The sequence below is a fragment of the Oxalobacteraceae sp. CFBP 8761 genome (assembly GCA_014841595.1).
Taxonomy (GTDB): Bacteria; Pseudomonadota; Gammaproteobacteria; order Burkholderiales; family Burkholderiaceae_D; genus Telluria.
Map to the genome: position 1 here is coordinate 178,013 of JACYUE010000001.1, position 25,929 is coordinate 203,941.

Here is a 25,929-nt window from a genome sequence, read left to right on the forward strand (position 1 = left end):
GCGAAGTAACCAACAGGCCGTGTCAAACTTTATCCGCATACCCAGCATGTCGACATCTTTCGCCTCATAGCAGGGCTTGCGTCGAACTTTATTGTTCGCCCACAGCAGCGCCTGCCGCCAGCATGGCCAGCGCATACCTGAGCATCCACGTTTCACGCGCAATCGACAACCCCATGTGCGCCGGCTTGGTACCCAGTATCCGCTCGTTGTGTTCGATGGCGGCGTCGATATCGATCCAGCGCGGCACCATGCCGTTGGCCACCTCGTACGCTTCGGGCGAGGTCGCGCCCAATTCGCCGTCAACGCGGCAGCGATAGAAGTGCGAGCGCATTAACAGCACGTCGTAGCCACTTTTCAGCGGCGGGCGATGCTCGTCGAGATAGCCGACATAACCCTCGACGGTAACATTGGCGGCGCCCGTTTCTTCCCGCAGTTCGCGGCGCAGGCCGTCGATTGGGTCTTCGCCCGCATCCAGCCCGCCACCCGGGAAGCTGTAGTCATCGTACCGACGGGTATACAGCAGCAAAATGTCGCGGCCGCGCAGGATGATGGCGCGCACGGCCTGCCGTTCGAAGATGGTACCTTCGAGCGAGACGCCAGGATGGGTCAGTGTATGCAGCAGCGTCACAAGAACTCCTGGTACTTCATCAAAGTGGGCGCCGTGGCATCAAGGTCACAACTGGCGCGCTGCGACTGACGCCCGGGTATCAGTCGAGTTTGGCGATCGTCTGGCCGGCCACCAGTTGCGCGAAGTCGCGCGCAGCGCCGTGGCCGGGAATGACGATGTCCGGCGCGATTTCCAGCAGCGGCGCGATCACGAACGCGCGTTCGTGCATGCGCGGATGCGGCACGGTCAAGGTATCGGTGGCGATCGTCTCGTCGCCGTACAGCAGCAGGTCGAGGTCGAGTGTGCGCGGGGCGTTGTGGTACGGGCGCTCGCGGCCATGGGCCTGTTCGATGGCTTGCAGCGCCGCCAGCAGTTCGTGCGCGCCAAGTGACGTATCCAGGCAGGCCACGGCGTTGATGTAATCGTCGCCGCTCGAGTCGATCGGGGCGGTGCGGTACATGCTGGACGTGTGCAGCAGCATGCCGCCGTCCATGCGCGCCAGGCGCGCGAGCGCATCGAGCACATTGCCACGCGCGTCGCCCAGGTTCGCACCGATGCCGATATAGGCGATCATTTGCCGCGCATGGCCCGGTACTTGGCTTCTTCGTGCGCTGCATAGGCAGCATCGCGGGCCCGGTCTTCGGCGGTCAGGCCATCGTCAGGGTCCGGCGCATGCACGGCGCCGCCGACCTCGCCTTCGCCGCCGGCCTTGCGTGGCGCGCGCCGCGGACGGCGCTTCTTGGCCGGGCCGCCTTCGCGCTCGCGCGAGACGGCCACTTCAACCAGGCGCTCGCGATCGCCTCCTTCGGCGGCATAGAAATCGGTCCACCAGTCGCCGATTTCCATGTCGAGTTCACCCGATTCGCAGCGCAGCAGCAGGAAGTCGTAGCCGGCGCGGAAGCGCGGATGTTCGAGGAGCTTGTACGGCGCGCGGCCGGCGCGGCGTTCGAAGCGCGGCTGCATGGCCCAGATGTCGCGCATGTCGGTGGCGATGCGGCGTTGCAGGGCCAGGTTCTCGGTCTGCGTTTCGAGCACGTCGTCGGCCGCCAAGTGCAGGGCAGGGATCGGCGACTCGCCGCCGGCAACATAGGCCGTCCATTTTTCGAGTACCTGGTGCCACAGCAGTGACGCAAACAGGAAGCCTGGCGAGACGCCCTTGCCGGCCTTGATGCGGTTGTCGGTGGACTCGAGCGCCAGCGTGACGAACTTCATGCCGATCGGCTGCTCGAGCACGACATCCAGCAGCGGCAGCAGGCCATGGTGCAGGCCGGCCGAACGCAATTGCTGCAGGCAGGCCAGCGCGTGGCCGGACATGAGCAGCTTGAGCATCTCGTCGAACACGCGCGCGGCCGGCACGTTGTCGATCAACGGGGCCATGACGGGGATCGGCGCCAGCGTGGCCTGCTCGATCGAGAAGCCCAGCTTGGCCGCGAAGCGCACCACGCGCAGCATGCGCACCGGGTCTTCGCGGTAGCGTTCCTCGGGCACGCCGATGATGCGCAGCAGCTTGTTGCGGATGTCTTCCATGCCGCCGTGGTAATCGAGCACCTGCTGGCTGGCCGGGTCGTAGTACAGGGCGTTGATGGTGAAGTCGCGGCGCGCCGCGTCTTCGTGCTGCGGACCGAAGCTGTTGTCGCGCAGGACGCGGCCATGTTCGTCCTTCGGCGCGTTGTCGCTGCCGTTGCCGCGGAAGGTGGTCACCTCGAGCAGGTCCTGGCCGAACATCACGTGCACGATCTGGAAGCGCCGGCCGATGATGAAGGCGCGCCGGAACAGTTTTTTCACCTGTTCGGGCGTGGCGTCGGTGGCGATGTCGAAGTCCTTGGGTTTGACGCCCAGCAGCATGTCGCGCACGGCGCCGCCGACGACGAAGGCCTGGTAGCCGGCTTCCTGCAACGCCTGTGTCACGCGGATCGCGTTGGACGACACGCTGCGCGGGTCGATCCCGTGTTCGTCGGGGCCAAGGATGACCGGCTCGGTCGGGTCGCGCTGGTCTTTCACACCCAGGATTTTACGGATGAAGGTTTTAATCATTGAATAGTTGGATGGTTGGCCAGCCCTGTTCGCGCGCGTGGCTTGCGAGCGCCTTGCCGGGATTGGTGGCGACCGGGTGAGACACGATCGACAGCAGCGGGATGTCGTTGTGCGAATCGCTGTAGAAGTAGCTGCGCCCGAAGCTGTCGAACGGCTGCCCCAGGCGTTCGAGCCAGGCGTGCATGTGAACGACCTTGCCAGGGCCCGATGTCGGCGTGCCGGCCAGGCGCCCGGTGAGCATGCCGGCCGCGTCGAATTCGGGCATGGCGGCGATGTGGTGCTCGACGCCGAAGGCTGCCGCGATCGGCGCCGTGATGAAGTGGTTGGTGGCGGTGATGATCGCCACCAGATCGCCGGCTTCCTGGTGATCGCGCACGAGCTGAAGGGCCTGCGGCGTGATGGCCGGCTCGATCACTTCGCGCATATAGCGCGCATACAGTGCATCGAGTTCCGCGCGCGGGAACGCCGCCAGCGTGCCGAGCGCGAATTCGAGGTACTCGACCGGATCTAGCACGCCGGCATTGTACTGGGCGAAGAAGGCGTCGTTGCGGGCGCGGTAGGCGTCGCCATCGACCGCGCCGACCCGCGCCAGAAATTCGCCCCATTCGTGATCGGAGTCGATCGGCAGCAGCGTGTGGTCGAGGTCAAACAGGGCGAGGTTTTTCATTCTTTGGATTCGAGCGGCAGGTTTTCTTGCAACAGCAGGTCGCGCAGCAGCGGCAGCGTGACCGGCCGCTGGGTTTCAAGCGAATACTGGTCAAGCGCATCGAGCATCGTCGACAGGGAACGCATGTCGCGTTTGAAATGAGACAACAAATAGGGTAACACGCTGGCCGACAGCGTCAAACCGCGCGCCTCGGCGGCGTGCGTCAGCGCTTCGATCTTCTGGTCGTCGGACAGGCCGTGGATCTGGTACACCAGGCCCCAGCCCATGCGCGTACGCAGGTCTTCGCGCACCTGCAGCACTGCCGGCGGCACGGGGCCGGTGCAGACCATGTAGGCGCCGTGTTCGCGGATCTGGTTGAACAGTGCAAACGCATCGATCTGGCGCCGGGCACTGAGGCGATGGCAGTCGTCGAGCAGGTACAGCGTGGTGCCGGCGGCATGCACGAACTGGCTGGCCGGCGCATCGAACGGGATGTAGCGCGCGCCCGGGCTGGCGGCCAGGCCGTGCAGCAGGTGGGTCTTGCCGGCGCCGGTGTCGCCCCACAGATAGGCGAAATGCTCGCGCGAGCTGCGCTCGGCGAACAGGTGCATCAGGTGCGTCAGCTCGGCATTGGCCCCGACCTGGAAGGTGTCGAGGCTCTGGGCCGGTTCGGCGCCTAAATCGAGCACCAGCTGTTTCATCGCGAGGGCCGATTCATGCCGGAAGATGGAGGAATGGGCATGCCAGTAAGGATAAGTTTTCGTTGTTATGTACGTTAAACGGCGGCGGTCGGCCCATAAAAGGAATACAGGGGAAGCCGTTTTGCTAAAATAGTGGATTGACCAGTTTCGCCGGTCGCCTCCTATTTTACCGCCTCCGCTGCCAAATACCATGAACCAACCATCTAATGTTTCTCTCTCCTACCGCGATGCGGGTGTTGATATCGATGCCGGCGACGCGCTGGTCGAAGCGATCAAGCCACTTGCCAAGCGCACCATGCGTGAGGGCGTACTGGGCGGCATCGGCGGCTTCGGCGGTCTGTTCGAAATCAGCAAGAAGTTCAAGGAGCCGGTCCTGGTCTCGGGCACCGACGGCGTGGGCACCAAGCTGCGCCTGGCGTTCGAGCTGAACCGCCACGACACGGTCGGCATCGACCTGGTGGCCATGAGCGTCAACGACATCCTGGTCCAGGGCGCCGAGCCGCTGTTCTTCCTCGACTACTTCGCCTGCGGCAAGCTGGACGTGGCCACCGCCACCGCTGTGGTCAAGGGCATCGCCTTGGGCTGCGAACAGTCGGGCTGCGCCCTGCTGGGCGGCGAAACCGCCGAAATGCCGGGCATGTACCCGGACGGCGAATACGACCTGGCCGGCTTCGCCGTCGGCGCGGTCGAAAAATCGCAGATCATCGACGGCAGCAAGATCGTGCCGGGCGACGTGGTGCTGGGCCTGGCCTCGTCGGGCATCCACTCCAACGGTTACTCGCTGGTGCGCAAGATCATCGAAGTGGCCAAGCCTGACCTCGACGGCGACTTCCACGGCCGCAAGCTGGCTGACGTGCTGATGGCGCCAACCCGCCTGTACGTCAAGCCGCTGCTGGCGCTGATGGCATCGATGGAAGTCAAGGGCCTGGTCCACATCACCGGCGGCGGCCTGGTCGAGAATATCCCGCGCGTGCTGCAGGATCACCTGACGGCCGTGCTGGATGCTTCGTCGTGGACGATGCCGCCGCTGTTCCAGTGGCTGCAGCAGCACGGCGGCGTGGCTGACGCCGAAATGCACCGCGTGTTCAACTGCGGCATCGGCATGACCGTCATCGTCTCGAAAGAGAACGCCGACGCCGCCTTCGCCCAGCTCGAAGCAGCTGGCGAGACCGTCTACCGCATCGGCGAAATCCGCGCCCGCGCCGACGGCGAAGCGCAAACCATCGTCGTCTAAACCGCGATGACATCCCTGGCACCGTCCCTGTCCATTCGCGACGAGGAACGGCGCCAGCGGGCCGGCCACGGCGGCGCCGTGGTCTGGATCACCGGCCTGTCCGGCGCCGGCAAGACCACGCTGGCCGACGCACTCCAACGCACGCTGTTCGACCTGGGCTGCCAGGTATTCGCACTCGATGGCGACAAGGTCCGCAATGGCCTGTGCGCCGATCTCGGTTTTTCCCTCCCTGAACGTTCTGAAAACATTCGCCGTATCGGCGAAGTGGCGCACCTGTTCTGTCAGGCCGGCCAGATGGTGATCGTCTCGGCCATTTCGCCGCTGCGCGCCGACCGCGCCCGCGTGCGCGCGCTGGTGCCGGCGCCGCAGTTCATCGAGGTGTATTGCCGCTGCCCGCTGGCGGTGTGCGAGGCGCGCGATCCGAAAGGGTTGTACCGGCGGGCGCGGGCAGGGCAGTTGGCGGAGTTTACGGGGATTTCATCGCCGTATGAGGCGCCGGAGGCGGCTGAGGTGGTTGTTGATAGTGCTGCGGCTTCGGTTGATGATGGGGTGGGGAAGGTGTTGGCCAGGCTGCGGCAGCATGGGATTATCAATACCTCAAACGCCGACGGCGCGTAATTCCGTCGCAGGCATTTCAAACATCGATGCAGGATCGCTAACCGACGCTGGCGGGCTGGCTGCCGATCAGCTTGCAGCCGCATTCTGTTGTGCACCCTTCGACAGCAACAGGTACGCCGTTAATGGTGACGGTATTACAGGCGGTAACGATTTTGTTGATGCCATGTGGTTTTCCTCCAGGGTAGAACTGTGGACAGTCGACTTTATCTCCAAGCCTTGCGACCGCGCGGCCATGAATATTCTGGTTGGGCGCGCCGCTGATGACGGTTCCGCCGTGATCGGTCTTGTCGCCGACGGTGATGATTTTCAGGGACACGTCGTTCTCCTTGAAGTCGTTGATGTCAGTAGGTCGGGGGGCCGTCCGGCTCCGGCTCGATCGCGTCATTGATGCTCTGCCATGCGGGCAGTTCGGCAGGGGGCAATGGCAGTACCTGATCCAATCGGGAAAGTTTCAGATCTGGGTTGAGGTCGAGCGCGTCGGCGAGCTGATCGTACCGATGCTCGCGTTCCGGATCGGGCAGAATTTGCAACTCTTTAAAGGCAGCCTGATCCTGTTTTTCGCGTAGATCCCACTCCCTGATGTCAAACATCATCCGCAGTGATACTGCGGAATTCTTGCTACCGAATCTTGTTCCCGCCTGGTGGTACCTCACCGCAGCAGCGAAATCTTTTAGGATTTCCGCCCTGATTCCAAGTTTGTAGGCAGCAGGGCCATGGCCCTGTTTATAAGAGCACATCACCATAGCGGCATCGGCATCGCGACGCCCAGCTTTCAAATAAGCGCCTGCCAAGGCCATTTGTGCTTCCGGACTGCCAAGCTCTGCCGCTTTTAGGTAATACGCCCACGCGATATTTTTATCGTATGCGGCTCCACCGTAGCCATGCTCGTGAGCGACACCGAGATCGTAGTAGCCCCAAGCTTGGCCTGCAGCGACAGCAGTGCGCACGATCTCGACGACCTTGTCACCGTCGGGCTCAAGTACGTGATTGGACTTGAGAGGGCCGAGGCCGGACCGGTAGAAGTAGGCCATTAATGCGCGAGCACCCCAGTCACCCAGGTTGGCGGCGGTCTGTACGTCGCTTAGAATGGAAATTGCTTCTTGGCGCGTTAGCTGCCATTCGATCTTGCTGCGCCACAGATTGCGGGCATTGATATAGAGCCGATAGGCGTTAGCGTCACGGGTCTTCGGCATCGTGTCCTTCCAGCGGCCGCAGGCCGGGATCGGGTTGTTGACATCGAACGTGCGCAAGCCGGTAGGAATGGTATGCATCTTCACGTACTCCAAATGTCTTTGCAGGAAATAGGCCCCGGTCAAAATAGCGACGAATGCGGTGGCGATATAAATAGATTGACGAAGTAGTACTCGCATATCAGATCACTGGCCAGCCGGGTTGTCGGTTGACGTGAAAAGTAGCGATCTGGCCAGATAGCGGTGAGCAATTCGCCATCGCTTCAGTGTTTTTACTCATCAAGTCCAGCCATTTTCCAAACGTTTTATTCATATCTCCGAACTGCGCCGGCCCTTCATCATTCGTGCACTGTTTGAACAATTTCCTGCGTAATTCGAAAGCAACATCCATAGCCTGACTGAGCAAATTCAATTCGCTGTCCAATGCCATGCTGCGCACGTTCAGATTGGCCGACCCGACCGTGAAGGCCGCGTCATCGACGATCGCCACCTTTGCGTGGATATAAGTTTCCTCATAATCAGCTGCGGATGTTGGCTTGGCAGCGCCACTCCACATTGACGCCATGAGTGCCTTGATTCCTCGCTTTTCCAGCGCTTCGGGCGTAATCGGCATCTTGGCCTTGCCTTGTTCAGCCTGCGCGACCGTCTCCGCATGCTCCACCTTCATCTTCTCACTGCTCCCAAGCCGCAAGGCGATGTCGTAGGTCGCCAGATCCATGCCATCCGACTCTGGCGTCGAGGTCACGATAAACACGTAGATCGGCTTGAGATAGCCGGCGTTACGTAGCTTGTCGGCGCACTCGGTCAGATGGGTGGCCCAGTCTTCATATTGGACGTACTGGTTCTGGATGAAAAGGTAGTGCTCGGTGAGCCGATTCAGATTTGCATAGCATTCCTTGATCGCTTTTTCTTTCGTGGCCGGGTAGGTGCGCAGAAGCTGCGCACTGTGGCGAGCGCCGCGCACGATGAATTCGGCTGCCTTGATGTGCTTCCTGCTCTGCGCCGGATCGGGCAGGCGCGGCGCTGCGGTGGCGATCGCCCCGACAATGGCCTGTGTCGCCTTGACTGCAAGGCCAATTGGGGTCAGGCCCAAGGCCGTGCTGAAGGTCGATTTCACCGACCCGGTTTCGGCCCAGCCAGTGCAGAAATTGTGATTCAGGTCGTAGAGGACGGGACCGCACACGCGCAGCGATACATCTTGGTAGGGTTTGGCGACAAAGGCGTGCTGTTCCGCGAATTTAGCCATGCGCCCGGCCCGCCTGAGTCCCGGTTGAAAAGGGGTGGCGGAATAAGCCATTTGTTCGTAACGATCGTGGGCTTCATCGATCGTGGCCGTATACTGGCTGATCGCTTCGGCCGGATTTTTATTGAAGAGTACTTCACGATTCGGGTCGTGGAAGCGATGCTCGATCGTGTCCCAAAAGTCGGTCGTCGAGTTATGACCCATCACGTAACCAACGGCCCGCGCCGGCGTTTCGTAGTCGATCAGCAGCGACTTCTGGTGATGTGTCGGATAGGCTGATCCGAGCATGCCCTTGGCGCTGCTTTTGTAGTTTTCTCCTTCGAGCGCAGGGCCGCGACATTTCAATGCGACTTCACGCCCCTGCAGCACAATATTCGCTACCTTACCCCCGATGATGTCCTCGAACCACTCGCAGTTATAGCGTTCGTGCAGTTCGCCGAAAAAACCCGCATAGCCTTTGATAGTCGGGATACGGCCCCCGTAGTAGCCGGGGTTGTTCTTGGCCATTAAGTGCGAGGCGACGTCGTCGTTCCATAAAAGAAGACGAACCATGACCGGGTTGTCCTTGCGTGTCGCAATCCGCTTGAGCAGGTCTCCGTAGCGTAGGCCGGTTTCGCCTGCGCCAGTGCGAACCAGCACCATGCCCGGATCAAATCCCCACGTGATGATATCTACGCTGTGCTGTGCTGCCAGAAGGTCGGTCTGTATGCTGCGAAATACCTCTTCGCCACAGACGAGCGCCTCAAGGCAGCATGCGTGGCGCGGCGGGTATATTGCGTGTTTGCCAGTCCGTATCCACCAGGGTTTGGAAAGGCATTGGTACGGCCCCATTGTCTTGTTGTAGGTGAGCTTCTGCGTGTACAGTCCTGCATTCTCGTCCATTCCCATTGGGATCCTCTTTGGCTAGAGCTGCTATGAAAGACCGCATCAAGGCTTCTCGCGTGTCAAGGGACTGGCATCGATGCGATCCTGTTCTGAAGACACGACGTCTTCGGGCAGAAGTCCGCCAGGATTCTCGTAGCCGTGGTATCCCACGCCCGCATTGATTTCGTGCTGCTCGGCGGGATCACCGGGCGCGATGTCAAAGGACGGGCCAGTTGGAAGCTCAACCTTGTAGTTCGCCATGGCATCGAGTTCGTGTGCGAACCCGATATTTCCCTTGGCATCGAACTGTCCCTGCTCGACCAATGCGCCGTCCTTGAACAGCTTGAAGGGCAGCCCGGCACTGATGCGCCCGGCGGTCTCGGCATGGCTACCGATGTTCAGGGTGCCGCTCCCATTGCGCAAGACATCGGCCACCGGCGGCATATTGACCGCCATCGCCATGTTCTTTGCGCTGAGCAGACTGTGATTCGCAGCGTGCGCGACGAATGTCCCATTGGTGCCATGCTCAATGCCGCCAGCAGTGAATTTGACGTAGCTGCCGCCGCCGTTGATGACGACTTCTTCCTTGGCGGTGATCGTGATCCGGTTGGCCGTCTGCGTGATGTCCAGTTTTGCCAGAAGCTTGATGTTGTCCGTCAGCGCCTGCAGATCGATGTCGCCAGCGGCAGCGACCATTTTCATGCCGGCCTTCTGGACAAACAGCCGGAAGCTTTGGCGGATGCTGGCAAAGAAGTGCGTACCGGTAGCCAGCGACAGACTTTTTCCGGATGTGAAGGCGGTATGGCGGTCACTGGCGATGTGCGTGTCGCCGGCTGTCGTCGTGGCGATGCCAGCGGGGCTTGCCAGAACCAGATGCGGTTTACCCAGTTCCGGGAAGCTGCCAGCCTTTGATCCTGCCCCCTGCACCGCATCGGTTTGCACTTGCAGGAGTGCGGCAACGTCGTTCTGATTGTCTACAGGCTCTTGGGTACCGTTCTTTTGCGCGATTTCCGCCAGTAATTGATGCTGTTCGGTAGCGAGCGTGAGCCGGCGCGCTGTCTCATCCATATCCTTGATCGCCCCACGCGCCGCCTGCCTAGCCTCGGTCGTGATCAACAGCCCCTTGGCTGCCCGTGCGACGCCATGCCCGTCCGTACGCAGTTCCCAGCCTTCCCCGCGCGTATCCTTGCGCCCGGCGTTGTCCTCGATCCGCGTGATATGCCCGAGTGACAGCTGACTGCACTGGTGGTCGCTTTTCAGCTGCGCCTGAATCATCTCTTTCGTGTCATCCAGAACCAGGTGATTGCCGCGTGCACCACCGCCGAGCTCGCGGCTGCGCAAGCCTGCCAGGGCCGATTGCGCCGGCAGCGCCCATGGCGGCATGTGTGTGCCGTTGTAGAGCGCGCCCAGTATCAGCGGATGGTCGATGTTCCCGTTCGGATAGACAACGGCGACTTCTTCGCCAACGCGCGGCAGGCGGATGTGGCCGAACTCTTTGCCTGCAGCCGGGCTCAGCACGCGAATCCATGGCGAGCTGTTTTCGTCGTGCTGGCCCAGCCGGTCCCAGTGAAATTGCAGCTTGACCCGGCCGAAGCCATCGGTGTGGATGTCGGCGCCAGCCGGACCGACGACCGTCGCCGTGTGCAAGCCCATGTAGGCGCCTGGCTCGCTGTTGAAGTCGCGACCCGGCCGCCAGCGGATGTCCCTGTTGATGCAGGTGAACCGGTTTTCGTAGTGCGACGGGGCGCCCGCGCCAGCCTGGTAGTTGTTGGTGGCTTCGTGCTCGACAGACAGGATCAGGTAACTGCGATCACCGATGCCGCGGCGCGGTTCGGGGTCGTAGTCCATTGAGCGCGGCTCGGCACTGAAATGCCCGCCGAGTTTGAAGGTGCGCCCCGGCTGGACGCTGCGGGCATTGCTGGTGGCATCGAACGTTTGCGTATCCTTGTCCTGCTCCACCATGCGCTGCGTTGCGAGCCGTTCGCCATCGCTGCGCATGCGAAAGCCGTAGGCGCCGCTGTCTTCGTACACTTCGTAAGCGAATATGTCGCCTTGCCGGTTGGCGGAGTAACCGGCGGCGTGCTGTGCGCCGGGATTCTTGTAGTCGACGCTGGCCAGCGTGGTCGTGCCGGAGCCGAGGCGCCGGCTCGCGCTCCATTGATGAATGCCGTCATCTTCGAGCGAACCGCTCTTGTCGTGAAACGCGATGACGTCCACGTCGTCGTAGCTGGTGGCGTCGATCGGCTCGTTATGGAAGCTCTTGTCGGAGAGCATGAGCTTGTGACCATCAAAGCGGTGCTCGTACCAGTAATGCATGCCCCGCGCTTCCCAACGGCGGTGCAGGTGGTTGTAGTCGGTCTCGTTATATTGATTGGCAACGGTCAGTGGCGGATCTTCTTCAAACACATGCATGTGCCAGTCGGCCTGGCGGTAGTGCTTGAGCGTTGCTTCGGTGATCTGCTGCACGCTCTTGCCATGAAACGACACGTTGTCCTTGCGCAGTCGCGCGAAGGCAAGCCAGGGCTCGAGCACCATCCGGTAAAAGGCAAAGCCGCCATCGGCACGCAAGAACGACAGCTGCGTGATGTACCCGTTGAAGTAACGCAGCGAGCCGTCCTGGCGTACCAGCGAAATCGTGACCAGCCGGCCCATCAGCATCTTGAGCGGAATGCGCGGGTCGTCCGACAGGACGTCGACCTCGAACCGAAATCCGCGCGAGATCTCCTCGCGCGCGACCAGCTTGTTTGGTAGCAAAATGGCGGGCGGGCCATCCTCGAAAGGAAAGTCCAGTCGCATCAGCCGGTTGTGCTGCGAGTTGCCGCGAAATGCCGATAGTGCGGCGCCGGCTGCGATGGTCTGGCTCTCGCCCATTGCGTTGCTCCCGATGGCCGCTGCACGGCCGCAGTTGAAATAATCGACATGGTCAGCGACCACGTTAGCCCGCCGTCACGCAGCCTCAATTGACCGGCATCAACGCCGTTTTTTAAGCCACGACACCGTTTTTCTGTCTGTCTCTTTTTCGAGTCATCGGAGTCTGCAGCATCAACCGGACGTCGGGACGATCCGTGATGCCTGGTGTTGCGGTGAGAAACGTGTTCCATCCGAGCTGACGCGACGGCGTCTTCGTGCTCAGCGTGAGCGGCTTGATGACAGGCGGTGCAAGCAGTAACCGTAGTTCATAGTGCAAGGTCGGCACCGCAAACATCCTCGTCATTTCCCGCAGTGCCGCCAGCGCCGTGCCACCGGGAAGAAAACTGCGTGCTTGCGCTTCGTCCAGTGGCCCGACATGCAGACGCGCACAGATGTCATGCCGCCACAGGCGCGTGCCCAGCGCCGTACTGATGCCGAGCACGGGCCTGGTGACGCCCAGTGTGCTGCGCCGGTGTTCGGGAACCGGATCCCAGCAGCCAACGAATTGTTCGAGTCTGACCGGCACGTCGAAATAGTTGCTCAACACCTGTTCGACTGTGCCGGCCGCCACCGGGCGGGTGCGCAGCAGCCCGGCGAAACAGGCTGCAGTATCCGGTCTGACGTGCCTGACGGGTTGCCCGGCGCTTGCGGCCCTTGGCGCGCACGTGCCTGCCAAGGCAGTCATCATCGGCAGCAACCGGTCCCCGTCGCCGATGGCCAGGTCGTGTTCGACCCGGTACTTGACCGACGCCTCATAGAACAGGCCGATCAACCGCGTCGACATGACATCGAGCAGTTCGCGCTGGCTGGCATCGTCCCCAAGCGACTTGCGCGCTGCGATCCGTTCGGTATCGTGCACCGGCAGGGTGCCACTGGCGCCGAGCAGGCCGATGAACGCGGGCGTGATCCGGACGCGCCGTAGCGTGCCCGAACGCAGCGTGCCAAGTGGATCTTGTGTTGCCGGCTCGACGTCGAGCGCTTCGACTTCGCTGGCAGGAAACGACAGCGACAGGCTGTTGCGAAACGACAGCACGGTGCGCAACGCGCGTTCGCGGCCGATGCCATGGCATTGCAGCGCGCGTAGCAGGATGTTGACCAGCTGGGTGAAGCCGAACCGGTACGGCTCGGCCAGGAGCAGGGCCATTACAGCAGGCTCATGCTTCCGCTTCGTGGGGCGCATCGGATCAGCTCCTTTCCGCTTTGATGCGAGAGGGCGACGAGTTCGACGAAGCTGTTCAGCTGCACGTACAGCGCAAAGAACTGGTGCAGCACCTGGACGAACAGATGCAGGCCGGCGCCGGCATACGCTTCTTCGTCGAGCGTGACGCGCACTTCAAGGCCGTGTACCAGCGATGTGCCGCTCCTGTGCCTGATCCAGGCCGTGGTGTCCTGCTGGTCGAGCGCGATGATGCCGCGGATTTGCCGCCGCGAGACGGACGACGAGGCCAGGTCGTACAGGGACAGCATTTCGCGCAGGCCGTGCACGCCGTCGTCCATCAGGGAGTGATGGTTCAGCGCCAGGTGCGAGATCAGTCGCCAGTGCATGCCTGCGTCATTCGTCAGGCGGGCAGGGCGGGTTGGCCTGCGCACCATGCGGATCGCTGCGTTGCGTGTTGCGCCGGGAATGAACAGGTCGCCTTCAGGCGCGCCGATGGCCAGTGAGCAGGGTAGATCGCGGTTCGTGCAGCTCAGTTCAACCGACAGGATATTTCTTTCGATCTCAAACGGGTCGCAATCGGCACCGACGAGCGTGATCGATTTTTCATGGCCCGGACTGCACAAGGCGAGCGTCTCGTCGTGCCGCATGAACCAGTAACGTCCTTGCTCGCTGGCGTGTTGTGCGCCGTGCCGAAGCGCATAGAACGGCTGGAATGCCGTGATCGACGTGTCATTGCCGTTCTGGCGCACCAGGTGCACCGCATCGACCGAATACACCTCATATGCCTGCGGAAAATTGGCGTGCGCCAGAAGGGTGTAGTCGGCCGCGCGCTGGTCGTACGTGATCGGTACGCCAGGCTGCTGGAACAGATTGACGACGGGCGTGCAACCCTGCACCAGATGCTGTGTCGACAGGCCGGCGAGCATGCGCGCCTTGTCGGCGTCGGGCCGGATGCCGGCAAGGCCCAGACGTAACGTGACACTGGCGCAGCCGGCAGGTACTCGTGCCAGCAGCATGGCAATATCGATGTCGAAAAAATTGAACTTCTCGGGGAAGGCGAAATATTCGGCAAGAATGCGGTAAGCCCCATGCGAGCGGGCGTCGAACGGGATCAGGGCGTCGTCAGGAGCAAATCCAGCCGGTGCGATCGGTATGCAAGGTAACCGTTCCCACGGGCCGTCATCGTCAATCTGGACGTACGCTGCCACCGTGTGCATGAAGAGCGCATCGCGCAGCGTGGCGCAGAACGAGGCATCGCCATCGGCATACACGCGCAGCACGGTCGCCGTGTCCGGCGCCGGCAGCGGCCCCCATCCGGCGGCGCCGAATGTCAGCGTCAGCGACGATGTGACGTCGTCCGGCAGGCGTGTTGCGACCGGCGCCTGGATGACGGTCTCGAAACGTGCGGCGCGCAGTGCGACAGGCGACGGCTTGACGTCGTGGATGGTCTTGAAGCGGCATGCCACACCATGTATTGGCTTCGATTCCAGCAACGTCCCGCGCGGCATGGCAGGGATCGCATCCGGGCGATCGAGTGCGCTGGAAACGCGCACGATTGCGCAGGACGGAAACGGGCGCAGATAGTGGGGATAGAGCAGGTTGAGCAGGGCCTCAGTGAATTCGGGGTACGAATCGTCCAGTCGCTTCGACACGCGCGCGCTGAGCAGGGCCGTGCTTTGTATCAGGCGTTCGACATGCGGATCGTCGCAGGTATCGCCACCCATTTGCAGCCTGGCGGCAACCTTGGGATAGCGCTGCGCATATTCCCTGCACAGCGACCTGAGAATGACGAGCTCGCGCTCGTACTTTGTCAACAATTCGTCCATGGGATCAGCGCTTGCGCCCTCTAGTTGGCACCTTCGATCGAATACTGCTGGAGCGAGGGGCGAAATACCGCATTGAACGACATCGCCTCGGGCATCGACGCATGTTTCAGCTGCGCAGTGATCACGAATTCCACGCGGTTGATGGTGCCCCTGGCGCTCTTGGCGCCCCGCAGTGACACGAGGACCTTGTGCAGCCGGGGTTCATGGCGCTGGATGGCCAACTGGACGGCCTTGCAGATTTCCTGCTGGTCCGTATCGCTGTTCATGCACATGCCGGCGAAGTCGATCAGGCCATAGTTCAGGATGGAGCCCGATACCGCCGGGAGCGGGCTGAACGACGCCTGGTGCACGCCGCAGCGGGTGTTGAGCAGCGCCTGCAGGTCACGCGTGATGCTGCGCAGTGCATGCTCGACAGCGCGCACACGGGCGTCGCGCCGGTTACCGGATGGCGTTTCGGTGGTGTCGTCCAGGCGGTCGAACAGACCGGAAGTAAAGCCGCGCATCGCGTTCCTCTCGTCAAGGCGGGACAACACCCACGGCAGCCATTGTCGGATCGTGAATCCCAGCAATGTTGCGCCGTCACAAGGGAATGCACCGGCTGATCGATACGATGCCTCGCTGCGCGAAATCAATATCGCGCTTCAGGCGCAACGCCATCCTTCCCAGAATGTGTCCAGCGAAACTTCAATGGGAGGAACCATGAGCGCAACATCGAAGGTCCTGTGGTCGGAAGGTTTGACGCTGGGGCCGCAGCACTTTCAGCGTCAGGATCTCTATCATGAAACCCGGCTCCAGCGCATCGCCTCGGCCCTCAATCCGTACTGTTGGGGTGTGTGCAAGGTGACGTGGAATGTGGAAGGATTGGGACACAATCGGCTGAGCGCGACCACGATGTCGCTGATCTATCCCGACGGAGACATCGTCGAGGCGCCCGGCGCCGACCTGCTGCCCGAGCCGGTCGATCTCACGTGCCTGCCGCCAGAGGACGAATCATTCACGTTCTACGCAGCCCTGGCCCTGGTCAAGCCACATGGGGGCAATGCCGACGACAACAGCCGCTACGTGCGCTGCGACCTGGATACCACTGACCTGTTCAGTGATGCGCTGGCGATCGAGGTGCCTTTCCTTAAAAAACAGGTGCGGCTGTTGCTGCAGGCCGAGCCGCATGGGGCGCGTGCCAGCATCCCGGTGGTGCGGCTGCGGCGGGTAGCGGAAGGGGGTTTCGAGCTGGTACCGGAGTTCATTCCGCCGAGCGTCACGGTGGGCGCAGCCCCAGGCCTGGTGCGCATGCTCGATGGCTTGAGCAGTGTGATCACGACGAAGATCGAATCGCTCCAGCGCACGCACCGCATGACGAACAACAGCATGTACGAAGCCGGTGCGGGCGATATCTCGTCGTGGTGGATGCTCAACATCCTGAGCACGGCCAATGCGCTGCTGATGCACTGCGCCAGGTCGCCCGGGTTTCATCCCGAGGTGATGTTCCGGCAAATGCTCGCCGCCGCGGGTGGACTGATGACGTTTTCAGATCGCTACAAGACGGCCGACCTGCCCGCCTACCGCCACGAGGCGATGGGCGAGGCATTCGCCGAGCTCGACGCGTTGCTGCGCGATCTGGTCGATACGGCGATCGGCACCAACTATCTCATCATTCCGTTCGTGGCCGACAAGAGCCGGCGCACGTTCTCGCAGGCGATCCTGGATCCGGCCAAGGTCACGAAACAAAGCCAGCTTTATCTGGCGATCACTGCCGATATGGCGGGCCTTGATCTGGTGGCGACGGTGCCGATCCGGCTCAAGGTCGCTGCGCCCGAGAATATGGAAAGTATTATCGGGTCAGCATTGCCAGGCATACCGATCGCGCACATGCCGCAAGTGCCCCCGGCGATCCCGGTGCGGCCCAACACCTACTATTTTTCGCTGTCCACCAAACATCCCCTGTACGACAAGGCGCTGGAGGCAGGCGTGCTGGCGGTGTATGCGCCGGACGGGATCCCGGGACTGAAAATCGACCTGGTCGTGGTGCTCTAGTCAACCACCGCGATGTCAGCGCACCGCCCCGCTACCGATATTCTTGTCGAGGAACTTCTCGACCCGCCCCCAGAAATCGATGCGGTTCTTTTCCAGCGCCCAGCCGTGGCCTTCTTCCGGGTACTCGATCCATTCCACCTGCTTGTTGGTGCGCATGACGGCGTTGCGCAGCGCGGTGCCATGGTTGATCGGCACGCGCCGGTCGACGCCGCCGTAGGCCAGCAGCAGCGGCTGGGTGATGCGCGCCGCCTGCTGCAGCGGTGACGTGGCCTTGAACTGGTCGGCATCCTTGACCGGGTCGCCGATCCGTTCCGGCAGGCTGTGCTGCTTGACGTCGCGTGACGTGTCGCTGCTGAAATGCGCGCCATTGTCAAACAACAGGCCAATGTCGGTCACGCCGACAAAGCTGATACCGCAGCGGAACATGTCCGGATCGTTGACGAGTCCCATCAGCGTCGAATAGCCGCCGTAACTGGCGCCAGCGATGCAGACGCGCTTGGGGTCGACCAGCCCCTTGTCGACAGCCCAGCGTACACCGTCGGCGATGTCGTTCTGCATGGCCAGGCCCCATTGCTTGTAGCCGGCACGTTCATGGTTGGATCCGAAGCCCAGGCTGCCGCGAAATTCGGGTTCAAGCACGGCGTACCCGCGCGTGGCCAGAAATTGCGAGTCGGGGGCCCAGCCCCAGGATTTGCCACGCACCCAGGGGCCGCCGTGGACCATCACCACCAGCGGCAGGCCGGTGCGCTTGGCGCCCGGTGGCAGGGTGAGCAGGGCAGGAATGTCCAGGCCATCGCGCGCCTTGTAGCGCAAGAACTGCTGGCGCCCCATCTGCGTCGGATCGATGCCTGGCCGCGCTTCGCCGACCTTGTTCAGCGACTTGGTTTTGCTGTTGTACAAGAAAAACACCGGTGCGACCACGTCCGAATAGGCGGTGACCACGAGCAGTGGCGAGTCGCCCCGGGCCGGCACCGACATCAGGTTGACCGTCGTCGGGAGCAGCTTGTCGACGTCCTGCTGGATTGCCTTCATGCCGGCGTCGAACCATTCATTCGATACCGCATCGGTACGGAACTGCATGCCCAGCACCTTGTCGCGGTTGATCACCAGCTCACCGTCGATATCGTAGCCGGGCGCCGACAGCAGCGGTTGCGGATCGAGCTTGCCGGTGTTCACATCGAACGTGTGCATGGCGGTCGTTCCGGCCTTGCCGCGCGCCGTCACGAACAGCGTGCCGGTCGGCCCGAAGGCCACCGGTTCGATCGTCGCGGCGGTTTCCTTGAATGCCGGGAAACTGGTCAGTTCGCGCCACTTGCCGGTGGCCGGGTCGAGATACTGCAGCGTCGTGGTCAGGTCCTTGTAGGTGATCGCCAGGCGCGGTTCGCCCTTGTGGTCGAGCAGCCAGCCGCGCGTGGCGCCGGGGCGCGGCACCGTCTTGTACTGGCCCGACACGGTGTTCACCTGGAGCAGGTCGACATGGCTCAGTTCATTGCGGGTGTCGCCAACCGGCGCCAGCGCGTAGGTGTCATCCGAGTCGACCCACGGGGTGTTGCCGGCCATTTCGCTCGAGGGTGGCAGCAGCCGGCGCACGATGCGCGTGCCGGTGCTCTTGTTGACGAGATTACGGCTGGCCAGTTCAAGGAACCGGCCGCCGTCGAAGTCGACCGCGTACATGCCGGGCATGAAACGCTGGTCGCCCGGACCGACGCCTTTGTCATGCGTGTCGAACACCAGGCGCCGGTCGTTGATCCAGTAGAAATTGCGGACATCGGCGTCGTTGTAATGGGCGACGATCTTGGCGCTGTTGGTGTCCAGGTCGATGACCGTCAAAAAGTCGCGCTTGCTTGGCGCGCTGGCGCGCACGGCCAGATGGCGGCCGCTCGGCGAGAGCCTTGCGTCGCCGAATGGCGCGTTGCCGAAGAAGGCCGAGACGGGCGGCGGGGCTGGCGGGGTTTGTGCGAGGGTCAGTGGCGAAGCGACGAGGACGAGCGCCGCGAAGGTGGCCCTCCCCAGCACGCGGGTAAATGCAGACATGAAGTTTTCCGTGAAATGCTTGGTGTTGGTATGGTTCGGCCTATGTTGGCGCGGCCCAGAATAGCATTTGCATCACCGGGAAAATCTCTTCAATTCCCACCTCAGTTTCTACCTGCCTGTGTCATTCGGGCGCCCGGATATAGTCGACCATACCCGCGCTGGTGCGGCTCGGGCGGGGTGTGAGCAGGCTCACCACGACCACCGTCAACAGGCCTGCCGGCACGCCGAACACGCCGGCCGCCATTGGCAGGATGCCGAACCAGGTCTCCAGCGCATTGCCGCCCAGGACGGGGCTGGCGCGCAGCATGTAATACAGGCACACGGCAAATCCCGTGATCATGCCAGTGATGGCGCCGATGTGGTTGGCGCGCTTCCAGAACACCCCCAGCACCAGCACCGGGAACAGTGTGGAGCCGGCCAGCGAGAACGCCGCCGCCACCAGCGACAGGATGTCGGCCGGCTTTTGCGACGCCGCGTACGCCGCGATGAAGGCCACCGCCAGCAGCAGCAGCTTGGAGATCGTTACCCGCTTCTGGGTCGACGCGCCCGGTTCCACCATCTTGTAATACACGTCGTGCGACAGCGCGTTGGAAATGGCCAGCAGCAGGCCGTCGGCCGTGGACAGCGCCGCCGCCAGCCCGCCGGCCGCGACCAGGCCCGAGATCACGTAGGGCAGGCCGCCGATTTCGGGCGTGGCCAGCACCAGCACGTCGGCGTCAATGGCAAATTCGGCCAGCTGTACGATGCCGTCACCGTTGATATCCGCCACGCTGATCAGGGGATTGGCCTTGTCGACATTGGCCCAGTATGAAATCCAGGTCGGCAGCGCCGAGAAATCGCTGCCCACGAGCGACGTATAGATGTCGTACTTGGCCAGCACGGCCAGCGCCGGAATCGTCAGGTACACCAGCAGGATGAAGAACAGCGTCCAGAACACCGACACGCGCGTCTCGTGCACCGAGGGCGTCGTGTAGGCGCGCATCAGGATGTGGGGCAGGGCGGCGGTGCCGAACATCAGGCAGAACACCACGGCCAGAAAATTGTTGCGGCGCGCGTCGGATTCTTCCGGCGTCGCGCCGGGGAACGGCTGCGCATGCGGCTCGGGCGGGCGGGCCCGTGCCAGGTTAGCGTCACGCCGTTCGAGCCACAGTGCTCGCGCATCGTCGACCGAGTTGGGGTACGTGGTCAGTGCGCGTTCGGCCTGGCGCACTTCGGTCAGTGAGGCGTTGCGTGCACGGGCTGCGGCCAGCTGGCGCTGGGCATCGAGCTTGCCGGCTTCCCACGATTCGGGCAGGGCCGCCACGCGCGCCGCATAGCCGTCGGCGCGGCGCAGGAACTCGGCGCGCACCTGGGCTTCGCGCGGGTCCTTTGCCAGTTCGGCTTCGCGTGCGGTGAGCTTGGGCAGGAGCGATCCGTACGCTACCTGCGGGATCGGATTGTCGGCGTGCTTCACCGACAGCCACATGGTGGGAATCAAAAACGCGACCAGCAGGATGATGTACTGCGCCACCTGGGTCCAGGTGATGGCGCGCATCCCGCCCAGGAACGAGCAGACCAGGATGCTGGCCAGGCCCAGGAAAATCCCGACCGAAAAATCGACGCCGGTAAAGCGCGACGCGATCAGGCCGACCGCATAGATCTGCGCCACCACATACGTGAACGACACCAGGATGGTCGCGCTCACGGCCAGCGCCCGCACCGGGCCGCCACGGCCGCCCGCGCCGCCGCCATAGCGCGCCGCCAGGAAGTCGGGCACCGTGTACTGCGCAAATTTGCGCAGGTAGGGCGCGATCAGCAGCGCGACCAGCACGAAGCCGCCGGTCCAGCCCATGATGAAGGCCAGGCCGTCGAAGCCCTGCAGATACAGGCCCCCGGCCAGGCTGATGAAGCTGGCCGCCGAGATCCAGTCAGCCGCCGTCGCCATGCCGTTGAACATGGCCGGCACGCGCCGGCCGGCGACGTAGTATTCGGTAACGTTCGAGGTGCGGCAGATCACGCCGATGATCGCGTACAGGGCGATCGTGGCGAACATGAACAGGTAGCCGATCCACAGGCGCGGCATGCCTTCCTGCTCGAGCAGGGCGAGGGCCGCCAGGAACACCGCGAAGGCGCCGGTGTACGACAGGTAGTAGCGCGAGAGCTTCTTGAAATAGCCGTGCTTCACACCAGGCGTGGGGTTCGTGCTCATGGGCGCGGCGCCAGCGCGGCGTGGTAATCGCGGTCGAGCCGGCGCATGCGCCAGGCGTAGATGGCGATGATCGTCAGCGACACGAGCGCGGCGCCTTGCGCGGCCATGTAGAACGACAGCGGCCAGCCGAACACCTCGAAGCGCGCCAGCTCGCGCGCGAAGAACACGGTGCCGAAACCCGTGATGAGCCAGACGGCGAGCAGCAGCAGCGACATGCGCCGCGTGCGGTGCCAGTGGATCGCGCGGGCCTGTTCCAGGCGCGCACGCGCCATCGTGTCGGAGATTGGTTCGGGCATGGAATCAGTCGGCATGGTCGGGTTCGCCCACAGGCGGTGGGAAGGTCAGGCGAAACAGGCTGCCCGGAAAGCGCGGGGACACGCTGCGTGGATTGTTGAAGATGTCGATGTCGGCGCCGTGCTGCTGCACGATTTCGCGCACGATCGCCAGCCCCAGGCCGCTACCCTGGGTATTGCTGCCCAGGATGCGGTAGAAGCGTTCGAATACGTGCAGGCGCTCGGTCGGCGCGATGCCGGGGCCGGTGTCCTCGACTTCGAGCAGCGCGTGTTCGCCGCTGCTGCGCACGCGCACCGTCACGCTGCCGCCAGCGGGCGTATAGCGCAGCGCATTGTCGATCAGGTTCGACAGCATCTCGCGCAGCATCAGCGGCTGGCCGGCGATCATCACCCGCTCGTCATCATTGGCGGGCGGCTCGAATCCCAGGTCGATCTGGTGGGCGAACGACGCCTGCACCCAGTCCTGCACGGTCTCGCGCGCCACCGCAGCCAGGTCGATCTCGTCGAACGCCAGGCCCGCCTGCGGCTGGTTCTCGGCGCGCGCCAGGGCCAGCAACTGGTTGATCAGGCGCGTGGCCGATTCGGAGCTCTTGGCCAGCTGCTCGAGCGAGCGGTGGATCTCGGCCGGATCGACTTCGCGCAGGGCCAGTTCGGATTGCATGCGCATGCCGGCCAGCGGCGTCTTCATCTGGTGCGCGGCGTCGGCGATGAAGCGTTTCTGCATCTCTACCGTCTTGCCCAGGCGCTCGAGCATGTCGTTGAACGAGCCGACCAGCGGCGAGATTTCTTCGGGCACCTGGCGCGGATCGATCGGCGACAGATCGTCCTGCGGCCGCGCGCGGATGCGCTGCTGCAGCTCGGCCAACGGGCTCAGGCCGCGCGAGAGAGCGAACCAGACCAGCGCCAGGATCACCGGCAGGATGATGAACTGGGGCAGGATCACGCCCTTGATGATTTCATTGGCCAGGTGCGCGCGCTTGTCGAGCGTTTCGGCCACCTGCACCAGTGCCAGCGACGGCGCCGGTGATGCCGTGCGTTCGTGCAGCGGATCGAGATTTACGTAGGCATAGGCCACGCGGATCGGTGTGCCGTGGATGGTGTCGTTGCGAAACTCGACCGTGCCGCTGCGGGCCGGCTCGCCGGCGCGGTTGGCGCGTGGACGCGGCAGGTCGCGGTCGCCATCGAGGTGTTCGCCAGCCGGCCCGGCCAGCAGGTAATACACGCTGTCGACGTCGTCGGCGCGCAGGATGTCGCGTCCGGCCGTGCGCAGCTGGCCAACCGTCTTGCCGTCCACGGTGCGGATCTGCTGGCCCAGCACCGTGACCCGGTCCTCGAGCGCATCGTCGAACGGCTGGTTGGCGATCGATTTCGCCACCAGATAGGTGATCGCGATGCTCATCGGCCACAGCAGCAGCAGCGGCGCGAGCATCCAGTCGAGGATTTCCCCGAACAGCGAGTGACGGATGTTTTCGTCCGGCTCGGGGTTGGGTGGAACGTAGAGCGGCTCGAACTGCTGCTGCTGCTGCTGCGTGGGCTCGGGCGTGAAGCCGGCGTTCACTTGTCGGCAGCGGAGGTGGCGATACGGGCGTCGTTCGCAGCCGCAGCGGCTGCTGCGGCTGCGCTGGCCTCGGAGAATTTCTCGAGGCAATAGCCCAGGCCGCGCACGGTGGCAATGCGCACGCCGCCGACCTCGATCTTCTTGCGCAGGCGGTGCACATACACCTCGATGGCGTTGTTGGAGACTTCTTCGCCCCATTCGCACAGGTGGTCGACCAGTTGCTCCTTGGAGACGAGGCGCCCGGTGCGCGCCAGCAGCACTTCGAGCAGGCCCAGCTCGCGCGCCGACAGATCGAGCATCTGGTCGTTGATGTAGGCGCTGCGGCCGACCTGGTCATAGACCAGCGGGCCATGGCGCACGACCGCTGCGCCGCCGCCGGCGCCGCGCCGGGTCAGTGCCCGCACGCGCGCTTCGAGCTCGGACAGCGCGAACGGCTTGGCCATGTAGTCGTCGGCGCCCAGGTCGAGACCCTCGACGCGCTGCTCGACCGAGTCGGCCGCAGTCAGGATCAATACAGGCAGCAGCGAGGCGCGGGCGCGCAGGCGGCGCAGCACTTCGAGCCCGGACATCTTCGGCAGGCCCAGGTCGAGAATGAGCAGATCGAACTCCTGCGTGGACAGGGCGGTATCGGCATCCTGGCCGTTCTTGACACAATCGATGGCATAGCCGGACTGGCGCAGGGAGCGCGTCAGGCCATCGGCAAGTACGCTATCATCTTCGGCGAGCAGAATTCGCATGGGGCACCTCTTATTGACGTTGTCGCTTGTTCATCGAACACGCGTGATCGAACCGGTTCTCATTGTGTTGGATTTACCGCCACAATGCGAGTCCCGAGCGATTGTTGGTAAGATAACCACGTCTTTTCGCTTGCAAAAACCACTGGATTTTTATACAGTACTGGCTCTTGAAGTGCGCGTGACCGCCCACACCTTGCCTACTCCACGACAGAAAGTACACCATGGACGACAAAAAAACCGCATTGAACGCCGCTGATAAGGGCAAGGCGCTGGCTGCCGCCCTGGCGCAGATTGAAAAGCAGTTCGGCAAGGGCTCGGTGATGCGCATGGATGCGAACACGCCGGTCGAAGAAGTACAAACGGTTTCCACCGGCTCGCTGGGCCTGGACATCGCGCTGGGCGTTGGCGGCCTGCCGCGCGGCCGTATCGTCGAGATCTACGGTCCTGAATCGTCGGGTAAAACCACCCTGACGCTGCAAACCATCGCCCAGATGCAAAAGCTGGGGGGCACCTGCGCGTTCATCGACGCCGAGCACGCACTCGACGTCACCTACGCGCAAAAGCTGGGCATCAACCTGAGCGAGCTGCTGATCTCGCAGCCGGATACCGGCGAGCAGGCGCTTGAAATCACCGACGCGCTGGTGCGCTCGGGCAGTGTCGACCTGGTCGTCATCGACTCGGTCGCGGCCCTGACGCCACGCGCCGAAATCGAAGGCGACATGGGTGACTCGCTGCCCGGTCTGCAGGCACGTCTGATGTCGCAAGCGCTGCGCAAGCTCACCGGCTCGATCAACCGCACCAATACGCTGGTCATTTTCATCAACCAGATCCGCATGAAGATCGGCGTCATGTTCGGCAGCCCTGAGACCACCACCGGTGGTAACGCGCTGAAGTTCTACGCGTCGGTGCGCCTGGACATCCGTCGTACCGGCTCGATCAAGTCGGGTGACGAGGTGATCGGTAACGAAACCAAGGTCAAGGTCGTCAAGAACAAGATCGCCCCGCCATTCAAGGAAGCGCACTTCGACATTCTTTATGGAGAAGGCACATCCCGTGAAGGCGAAATTCTGGATCTCGGCGCAGATAACAAAATCGTCGAGAAGTCGGGCTCGTGGTACAGCTACAACGGCGAGCGTATCGGTCAGGGTAAAGACAACGCGCGTCAGTTCCTGCGTGACCGTCCAGCCCTGGCGCGTGAGATCGAAAACAAGGTCCGTACCGCCTTGGGTGTGCGTGAGCTGCCACCGACGATCGGTGGTGACGACAAACCGAAGCTGCAGGCGGTTGGTGAATAATCAGCCGGCGCAGGGCGCGGTGGCAGCAGCTTGCCACCGCCGCCCGGCGCCATGCTGATGGGCTGACGTTACCCATGCGAGCACCCGTACTCAGTCTCAAGGGCCGCGCGCTGCGCTATCTGTCGCAGCGCGAACACAGCCGCTTCGAATTGCGCCGCAAGCTGTCCAAGTATGCGGAAGAGGGCGATGACGTCGATGCCCTGCTCGATTTCCTTGAAAAAAACAATTGGTTGTCACAGGAGCGCTTTGCCGAATCCCTGGTCAACCGTAAAGCGAGCCGTTATGGCGACAGTCGTGTGATGGCCGAATTGCAAAGTCATGGATTAACGGGCGAGGCCCTGGTCGACATCAAGGCCGGGCTGTCCGACAGCGAGACCGCGCGTGCGGTCGAAGTCTGGCAACGCAAATTTGGCACGGTCGCTGAGGATGCAGCGGCGCGCGCCAAGCAGATGCGGTTCCTGCTGCAGCGGGGGTTTTCCCAGCGCGCGGCGCGTGCAGCGATGCAGGGCGCGCCCGACGACGACGAGTTTCCCGACTAATTAATGCTCTCGTGATGGCTTGCAGTCACAAGGTACAACTCGATGCTGCCTCAGGCGTCAGCGTGGAGCGTCATCCCCGATATGCGAACGCATATTCCTCAACGGGCGATGGCGCTGCACGCTGGCGCTTTTCTACGTCGGGAGTAATCAGAAAAAAATCCCATATCTCCCATTCATGGCATGAATGGCAACTACTACCGGCTGTTCTTCATGCGCATACCA

General features: G+C 62.9%; 22 protein-coding genes. 5 read left to right on the forward strand and 17 right to left on the reverse strand.

Going from position 1 to position 25,929, the window contains the following annotated elements; all coding sequences use genetic code 11:
* Positions 1-88 precede the first annotated feature (88 nt).
* The 5 genes from IFU00_00800 to hda form a co-directional block, all read right to left on the reverse strand.
* Positions 89-628, reverse strand: coding sequence for an NUDIX domain-containing protein (locus tag IFU00_00800; GenBank protein ID MBD8540814.1), 540 nt, complete (start codon positions 626-628; stop codon positions 89-91).
* A gap of 79 nt (positions 629-707) precedes the next feature.
* Positions 708-1,181: a 2-amino-4-hydroxy-6-hydroxymethyldihydropteridine diphosphokinase gene (gene folK, locus IFU00_00805; GenBank protein MBD8540815.1), complete on the reverse strand. Its 474-nt coding sequence runs from the start codon at positions 1,179-1,181 to the stop codon at positions 708-710.
* Entirely contained in the window at positions 1,178-2,641 is a 1,464-nt protein-coding gene (gene pcnB / locus IFU00_00810; GenBank protein ID MBD8540816.1) for a polynucleotide adenylyltransferase PcnB, read from the reverse strand. Before pcnB ends, folK begins: the two co-directional genes overlap by 4 nt.
* Positions 2,634-3,308, reverse strand: a complete 675-nt coding sequence (locus IFU00_00815) for an HAD family hydrolase (protein MBD8540817.1) — start codon at positions 3,306-3,308, stop codon at positions 2,634-2,636. The genes pcnB and IFU00_00815 overlap by 8 nt, the downstream gene beginning before the upstream one ends.
* Entirely contained in the window at positions 3,305-3,988 is a 684-nt protein-coding gene (gene hda / locus IFU00_00820; GenBank protein MBD8540818.1) for a DnaA regulatory inactivator Hda, read from the reverse strand. Before hda ends, IFU00_00815 begins: the two co-directional genes overlap by 4 nt.
* A gap of 190 nt (positions 3,989-4,178) precedes the next feature.
* On the opposite strand from hda, the gene purM reads away from it, so the two are divergent.
* Both purM and cysC read left to right on the forward strand, forming a co-directional pair.
* A complete protein-coding gene (gene purM / locus IFU00_00825; protein ID MBD8540819.1) occupies positions 4,179-5,222 on the forward strand; it encodes a phosphoribosylformylglycinamidine cyclo-ligase in 1,044 nt (347 codons plus the stop codon).
* A 6-nt stretch (positions 5,223-5,228) separates the two neighbouring features.
* Positions 5,229-5,840 carry an adenylyl-sulfate kinase gene (gene cysC / locus IFU00_00830; GenBank protein MBD8540820.1) on the forward strand — a complete coding sequence of 204 codons (612 nt, stop codon included), beginning with the start codon at positions 5,229-5,231 and terminating at the stop codon, positions 5,838-5,840.
* 37 nt (positions 5,841-5,877) lie between these two features.
* On the opposite strand, the gene IFU00_00835 is transcribed toward cysC, so the two are convergent.
* The 7 genes from IFU00_00835 to tssE all read right to left on the reverse strand — a co-directional run bounded on the left by IFU00_00835 (position 5,878) and on the right by tssE (position 15,535).
* Positions 5,878-6,156: a PAAR domain-containing protein gene (locus IFU00_00835; protein ID MBD8540821.1), complete on the reverse strand. Its 279-nt coding sequence runs from the start codon at positions 6,154-6,156 to the stop codon at positions 5,878-5,880.
* Between the two features lie 25 nt (positions 6,157-6,181).
* Entirely contained in the window at positions 6,182-7,186 is a 1,005-nt protein-coding gene (locus IFU00_00840) for a sel1 repeat family protein (GenBank protein ID MBD8540822.1), read from the reverse strand.
* A gap of 25 nt (positions 7,187-7,211) precedes the next feature.
* Positions 7,212-9,161 carry a phospholipase gene (locus IFU00_00845; GenBank protein ID MBD8540823.1) on the reverse strand — a complete coding sequence of 650 codons (1,950 nt, stop codon included), beginning with the start codon at positions 9,159-9,161 and terminating at the stop codon, positions 7,212-7,214.
* Between the two features lie 39 nt (positions 9,162-9,200).
* The gene (tssI, locus tag IFU00_00850) at positions 9,201-11,933 is read right to left on the reverse strand and encodes a type VI secretion system tip protein VgrG (GenBank protein ID MBD8540824.1); all 2,733 of its coding nucleotides are present in this window, start codon (positions 11,931-11,933) and stop codon (positions 9,201-9,203) included.
* Between the two features lie 187 nt (positions 11,934-12,120).
* Positions 12,121-13,191 carry a type VI secretion system baseplate subunit TssG gene (gene tssG / locus IFU00_00855; protein ID MBD8540825.1) on the reverse strand — a complete coding sequence of 357 codons (1,071 nt, stop codon included), beginning with the start codon at positions 13,189-13,191 and terminating at the stop codon, positions 12,121-12,123.
* On the reverse strand, positions 13,191-15,032 hold the full coding sequence (gene tssF, locus IFU00_00860; protein MBD8540826.1) for a type VI secretion system baseplate subunit TssF: 1,842 nt from the start codon (positions 15,030-15,032) through the stop codon (positions 13,191-13,193). The genes tssG and tssF overlap by 1 nt, the downstream gene beginning before the upstream one ends.
* A 20-nt stretch (positions 15,033-15,052) precedes the next feature.
* Positions 15,053-15,535: a type VI secretion system baseplate subunit TssE gene (gene tssE / locus IFU00_00865; protein ID MBD8540827.1), complete on the reverse strand. Its 483-nt coding sequence runs from the start codon at positions 15,533-15,535 to the stop codon at positions 15,053-15,055.
* A 52-nt stretch (positions 15,536-15,587) separates the two neighbouring features.
* Between tssE and tssK the strand changes: the two genes are divergently transcribed.
* Entirely contained in the window at positions 15,588-17,063 is a 1,476-nt protein-coding gene (tssK, locus tag IFU00_00870; GenBank protein ID MBD8540828.1) for a type VI secretion system baseplate subunit TssK, read from the forward strand.
* A 15-nt stretch (positions 17,064-17,078) separates the two neighbouring features.
* Here the strand turns inward: tssK and IFU00_00875 are convergent, their stop codons facing one another.
* The 5 genes from IFU00_00875 to IFU00_00895 all read right to left on the reverse strand — a co-directional run bounded on the left by IFU00_00875 (position 17,079) and on the right by IFU00_00895 (position 23,873).
* A complete protein-coding gene (locus IFU00_00875; protein MBD8540829.1) occupies positions 17,079-19,097 on the reverse strand; it encodes a S9 family peptidase in 2,019 nt (672 codons plus the stop codon).
* Between the two features lie 121 nt (positions 19,098-19,218).
* The gene (locus tag IFU00_00880; GenBank protein ID MBD8540830.1) at positions 19,219-21,285 is read right to left on the reverse strand and encodes a cation acetate symporter; all 2,067 of its coding nucleotides are present in this window, start codon (positions 21,283-21,285) and stop codon (positions 19,219-19,221) included.
* Complete coding sequence (locus tag IFU00_00885) at positions 21,282-21,557, reverse strand: DUF4212 domain-containing protein (GenBank protein MBD8540831.1); 276 nt, start codon at positions 21,555-21,557, stop codon at positions 21,282-21,284. Before IFU00_00885 ends, IFU00_00880 begins: the two co-directional genes overlap by 4 nt.
* A gap of 28 nt (positions 21,558-21,585) precedes the next feature.
* Positions 21,586-23,007, reverse strand: a complete 1,422-nt coding sequence (locus tag IFU00_00890) for a sensor histidine kinase N-terminal domain-containing protein (protein MBD8540832.1) — start codon at positions 23,005-23,007, stop codon at positions 21,586-21,588.
* Positions 23,008-23,132: 125 nt separating this feature from the next.
* Positions 23,133-23,873 (reverse strand): response regulator transcription factor, encoded by a 741-nt coding sequence (locus IFU00_00895; protein MBD8540833.1) that lies wholly within the window; start codon positions 23,871-23,873, stop codon positions 23,133-23,135.
* Between the two features lie 221 nt (positions 23,874-24,094).
* On the opposite strand from IFU00_00895, the gene recA reads away from it, so the two are divergent.
* Together recA and recX are read left to right on the forward strand one after the other, a co-directional pair.
* Positions 24,095-25,168, forward strand: coding sequence for a recombinase RecA (recA, locus tag IFU00_00900; protein ID MBD8540834.1), 1,074 nt, complete (start codon positions 24,095-24,097; stop codon positions 25,166-25,168).
* Between the two features lie 74 nt (positions 25,169-25,242).
* The gene (recX, locus tag IFU00_00905) at positions 25,243-25,707 is read left to right on the forward strand and encodes a recombination regulator RecX (GenBank protein MBD8540835.1); all 465 of its coding nucleotides are present in this window, start codon (positions 25,243-25,245) and stop codon (positions 25,705-25,707) included.
* Positions 25,708-25,929: the final 222 nt, after the last annotated feature.

Bases quoted from the DNA above. Each gene is read 5' to 3' on its own strand.
- folK (MBD8540815.1), bottom strand. From the start codon at position 1,181: ATGATCGCCTATATCGGCATCGGTGCGAACCTGGGCGACGCGCGTGGC.
- pcnB (MBD8540816.1), bottom strand. From the start codon at position 2,641: ATGATTAAAACCTTCATCCGTAAAATCCTGGGTGTGAAAGACCAGCGC.
- IFU00_00815 (MBD8540817.1), bottom strand. From the start codon at position 3,308: ATGAAAAACCTCGCCCTGTTTGACCTCGACCACACGCTGCTGCCGATC.
- hda (MBD8540818.1), bottom strand. From the start codon at position 3,988: ATGAAACAGCTGGTGCTCGATTTAGGCGCCGAACCGGCCCAGAGCCTC.
- purM (MBD8540819.1), top strand. From the start codon at position 4,179: ATGAACCAACCATCTAATGTTTCTCTCTCCTACCGCGATGCGGGTGTT.
- cysC (MBD8540820.1), top strand. From the start codon at position 5,229: ATGACATCCCTGGCACCGTCCCTGTCCATTCGCGACGAGGAACGGCGC.
- IFU00_00845 (MBD8540823.1), bottom strand. From the start codon at position 9,161: ATGGGAATGGACGAGAATGCAGGACTGTACACGCAGAAGCTCACCTAC.
- tssI (MBD8540824.1), bottom strand. From the start codon at position 11,933: ATGCGACTGGACTTTCCTTTCGAGGATGGCCCGCCCGCCATTTTGCTA.
- tssG (MBD8540825.1), bottom strand. From the start codon at position 13,191: ATGGCCCTGCTCCTGGCCGAGCCGTACCGGTTCGGCTTCACCCAGCTG.
- tssF (MBD8540826.1), bottom strand. From the start codon at position 15,032: ATGGACGAATTGTTGACAAAGTACGAGCGCGAGCTCGTCATTCTCAGG.
- tssE (MBD8540827.1), bottom strand. From the start codon at position 15,535: ATGCGCGGCTTTACTTCCGGTCTGTTCGACCGCCTGGACGACACCACC.
- IFU00_00875 (MBD8540829.1), bottom strand. From the start codon at position 19,097: ATGTCTGCATTTACCCGCGTGCTGGGGAGGGCCACCTTCGCGGCGCTC.
- IFU00_00880 (MBD8540830.1), bottom strand. From the start codon at position 21,285: ATGAGCACGAACCCCACGCCTGGTGTGAAGCACGGCTATTTCAAGAAG.
- IFU00_00885 (MBD8540831.1), bottom strand. From the start codon at position 21,557: ATGGCGCGTGCGCGCCTGGAACAGGCCCGCGCGATCCACTGGCACCGC.
- IFU00_00890 (MBD8540832.1), bottom strand. From the start codon at position 23,007: ATGCTCGCGCCGCTGCTGCTGCTGTGGCCGATGAGCATCGCGATCACC.
- IFU00_00895 (MBD8540833.1), bottom strand. From the start codon at position 23,873: ATGCGAATTCTGCTCGCCGAAGATGATAGCGTACTTGCCGATGGCCTG.
- recA (MBD8540834.1), top strand. From the start codon at position 24,095: ATGGACGACAAAAAAACCGCATTGAACGCCGCTGATAAGGGCAAGGCG.
- recX (MBD8540835.1), top strand. From the start codon at position 25,243: ATGCGAGCACCCGTACTCAGTCTCAAGGGCCGCGCGCTGCGCTATCTG.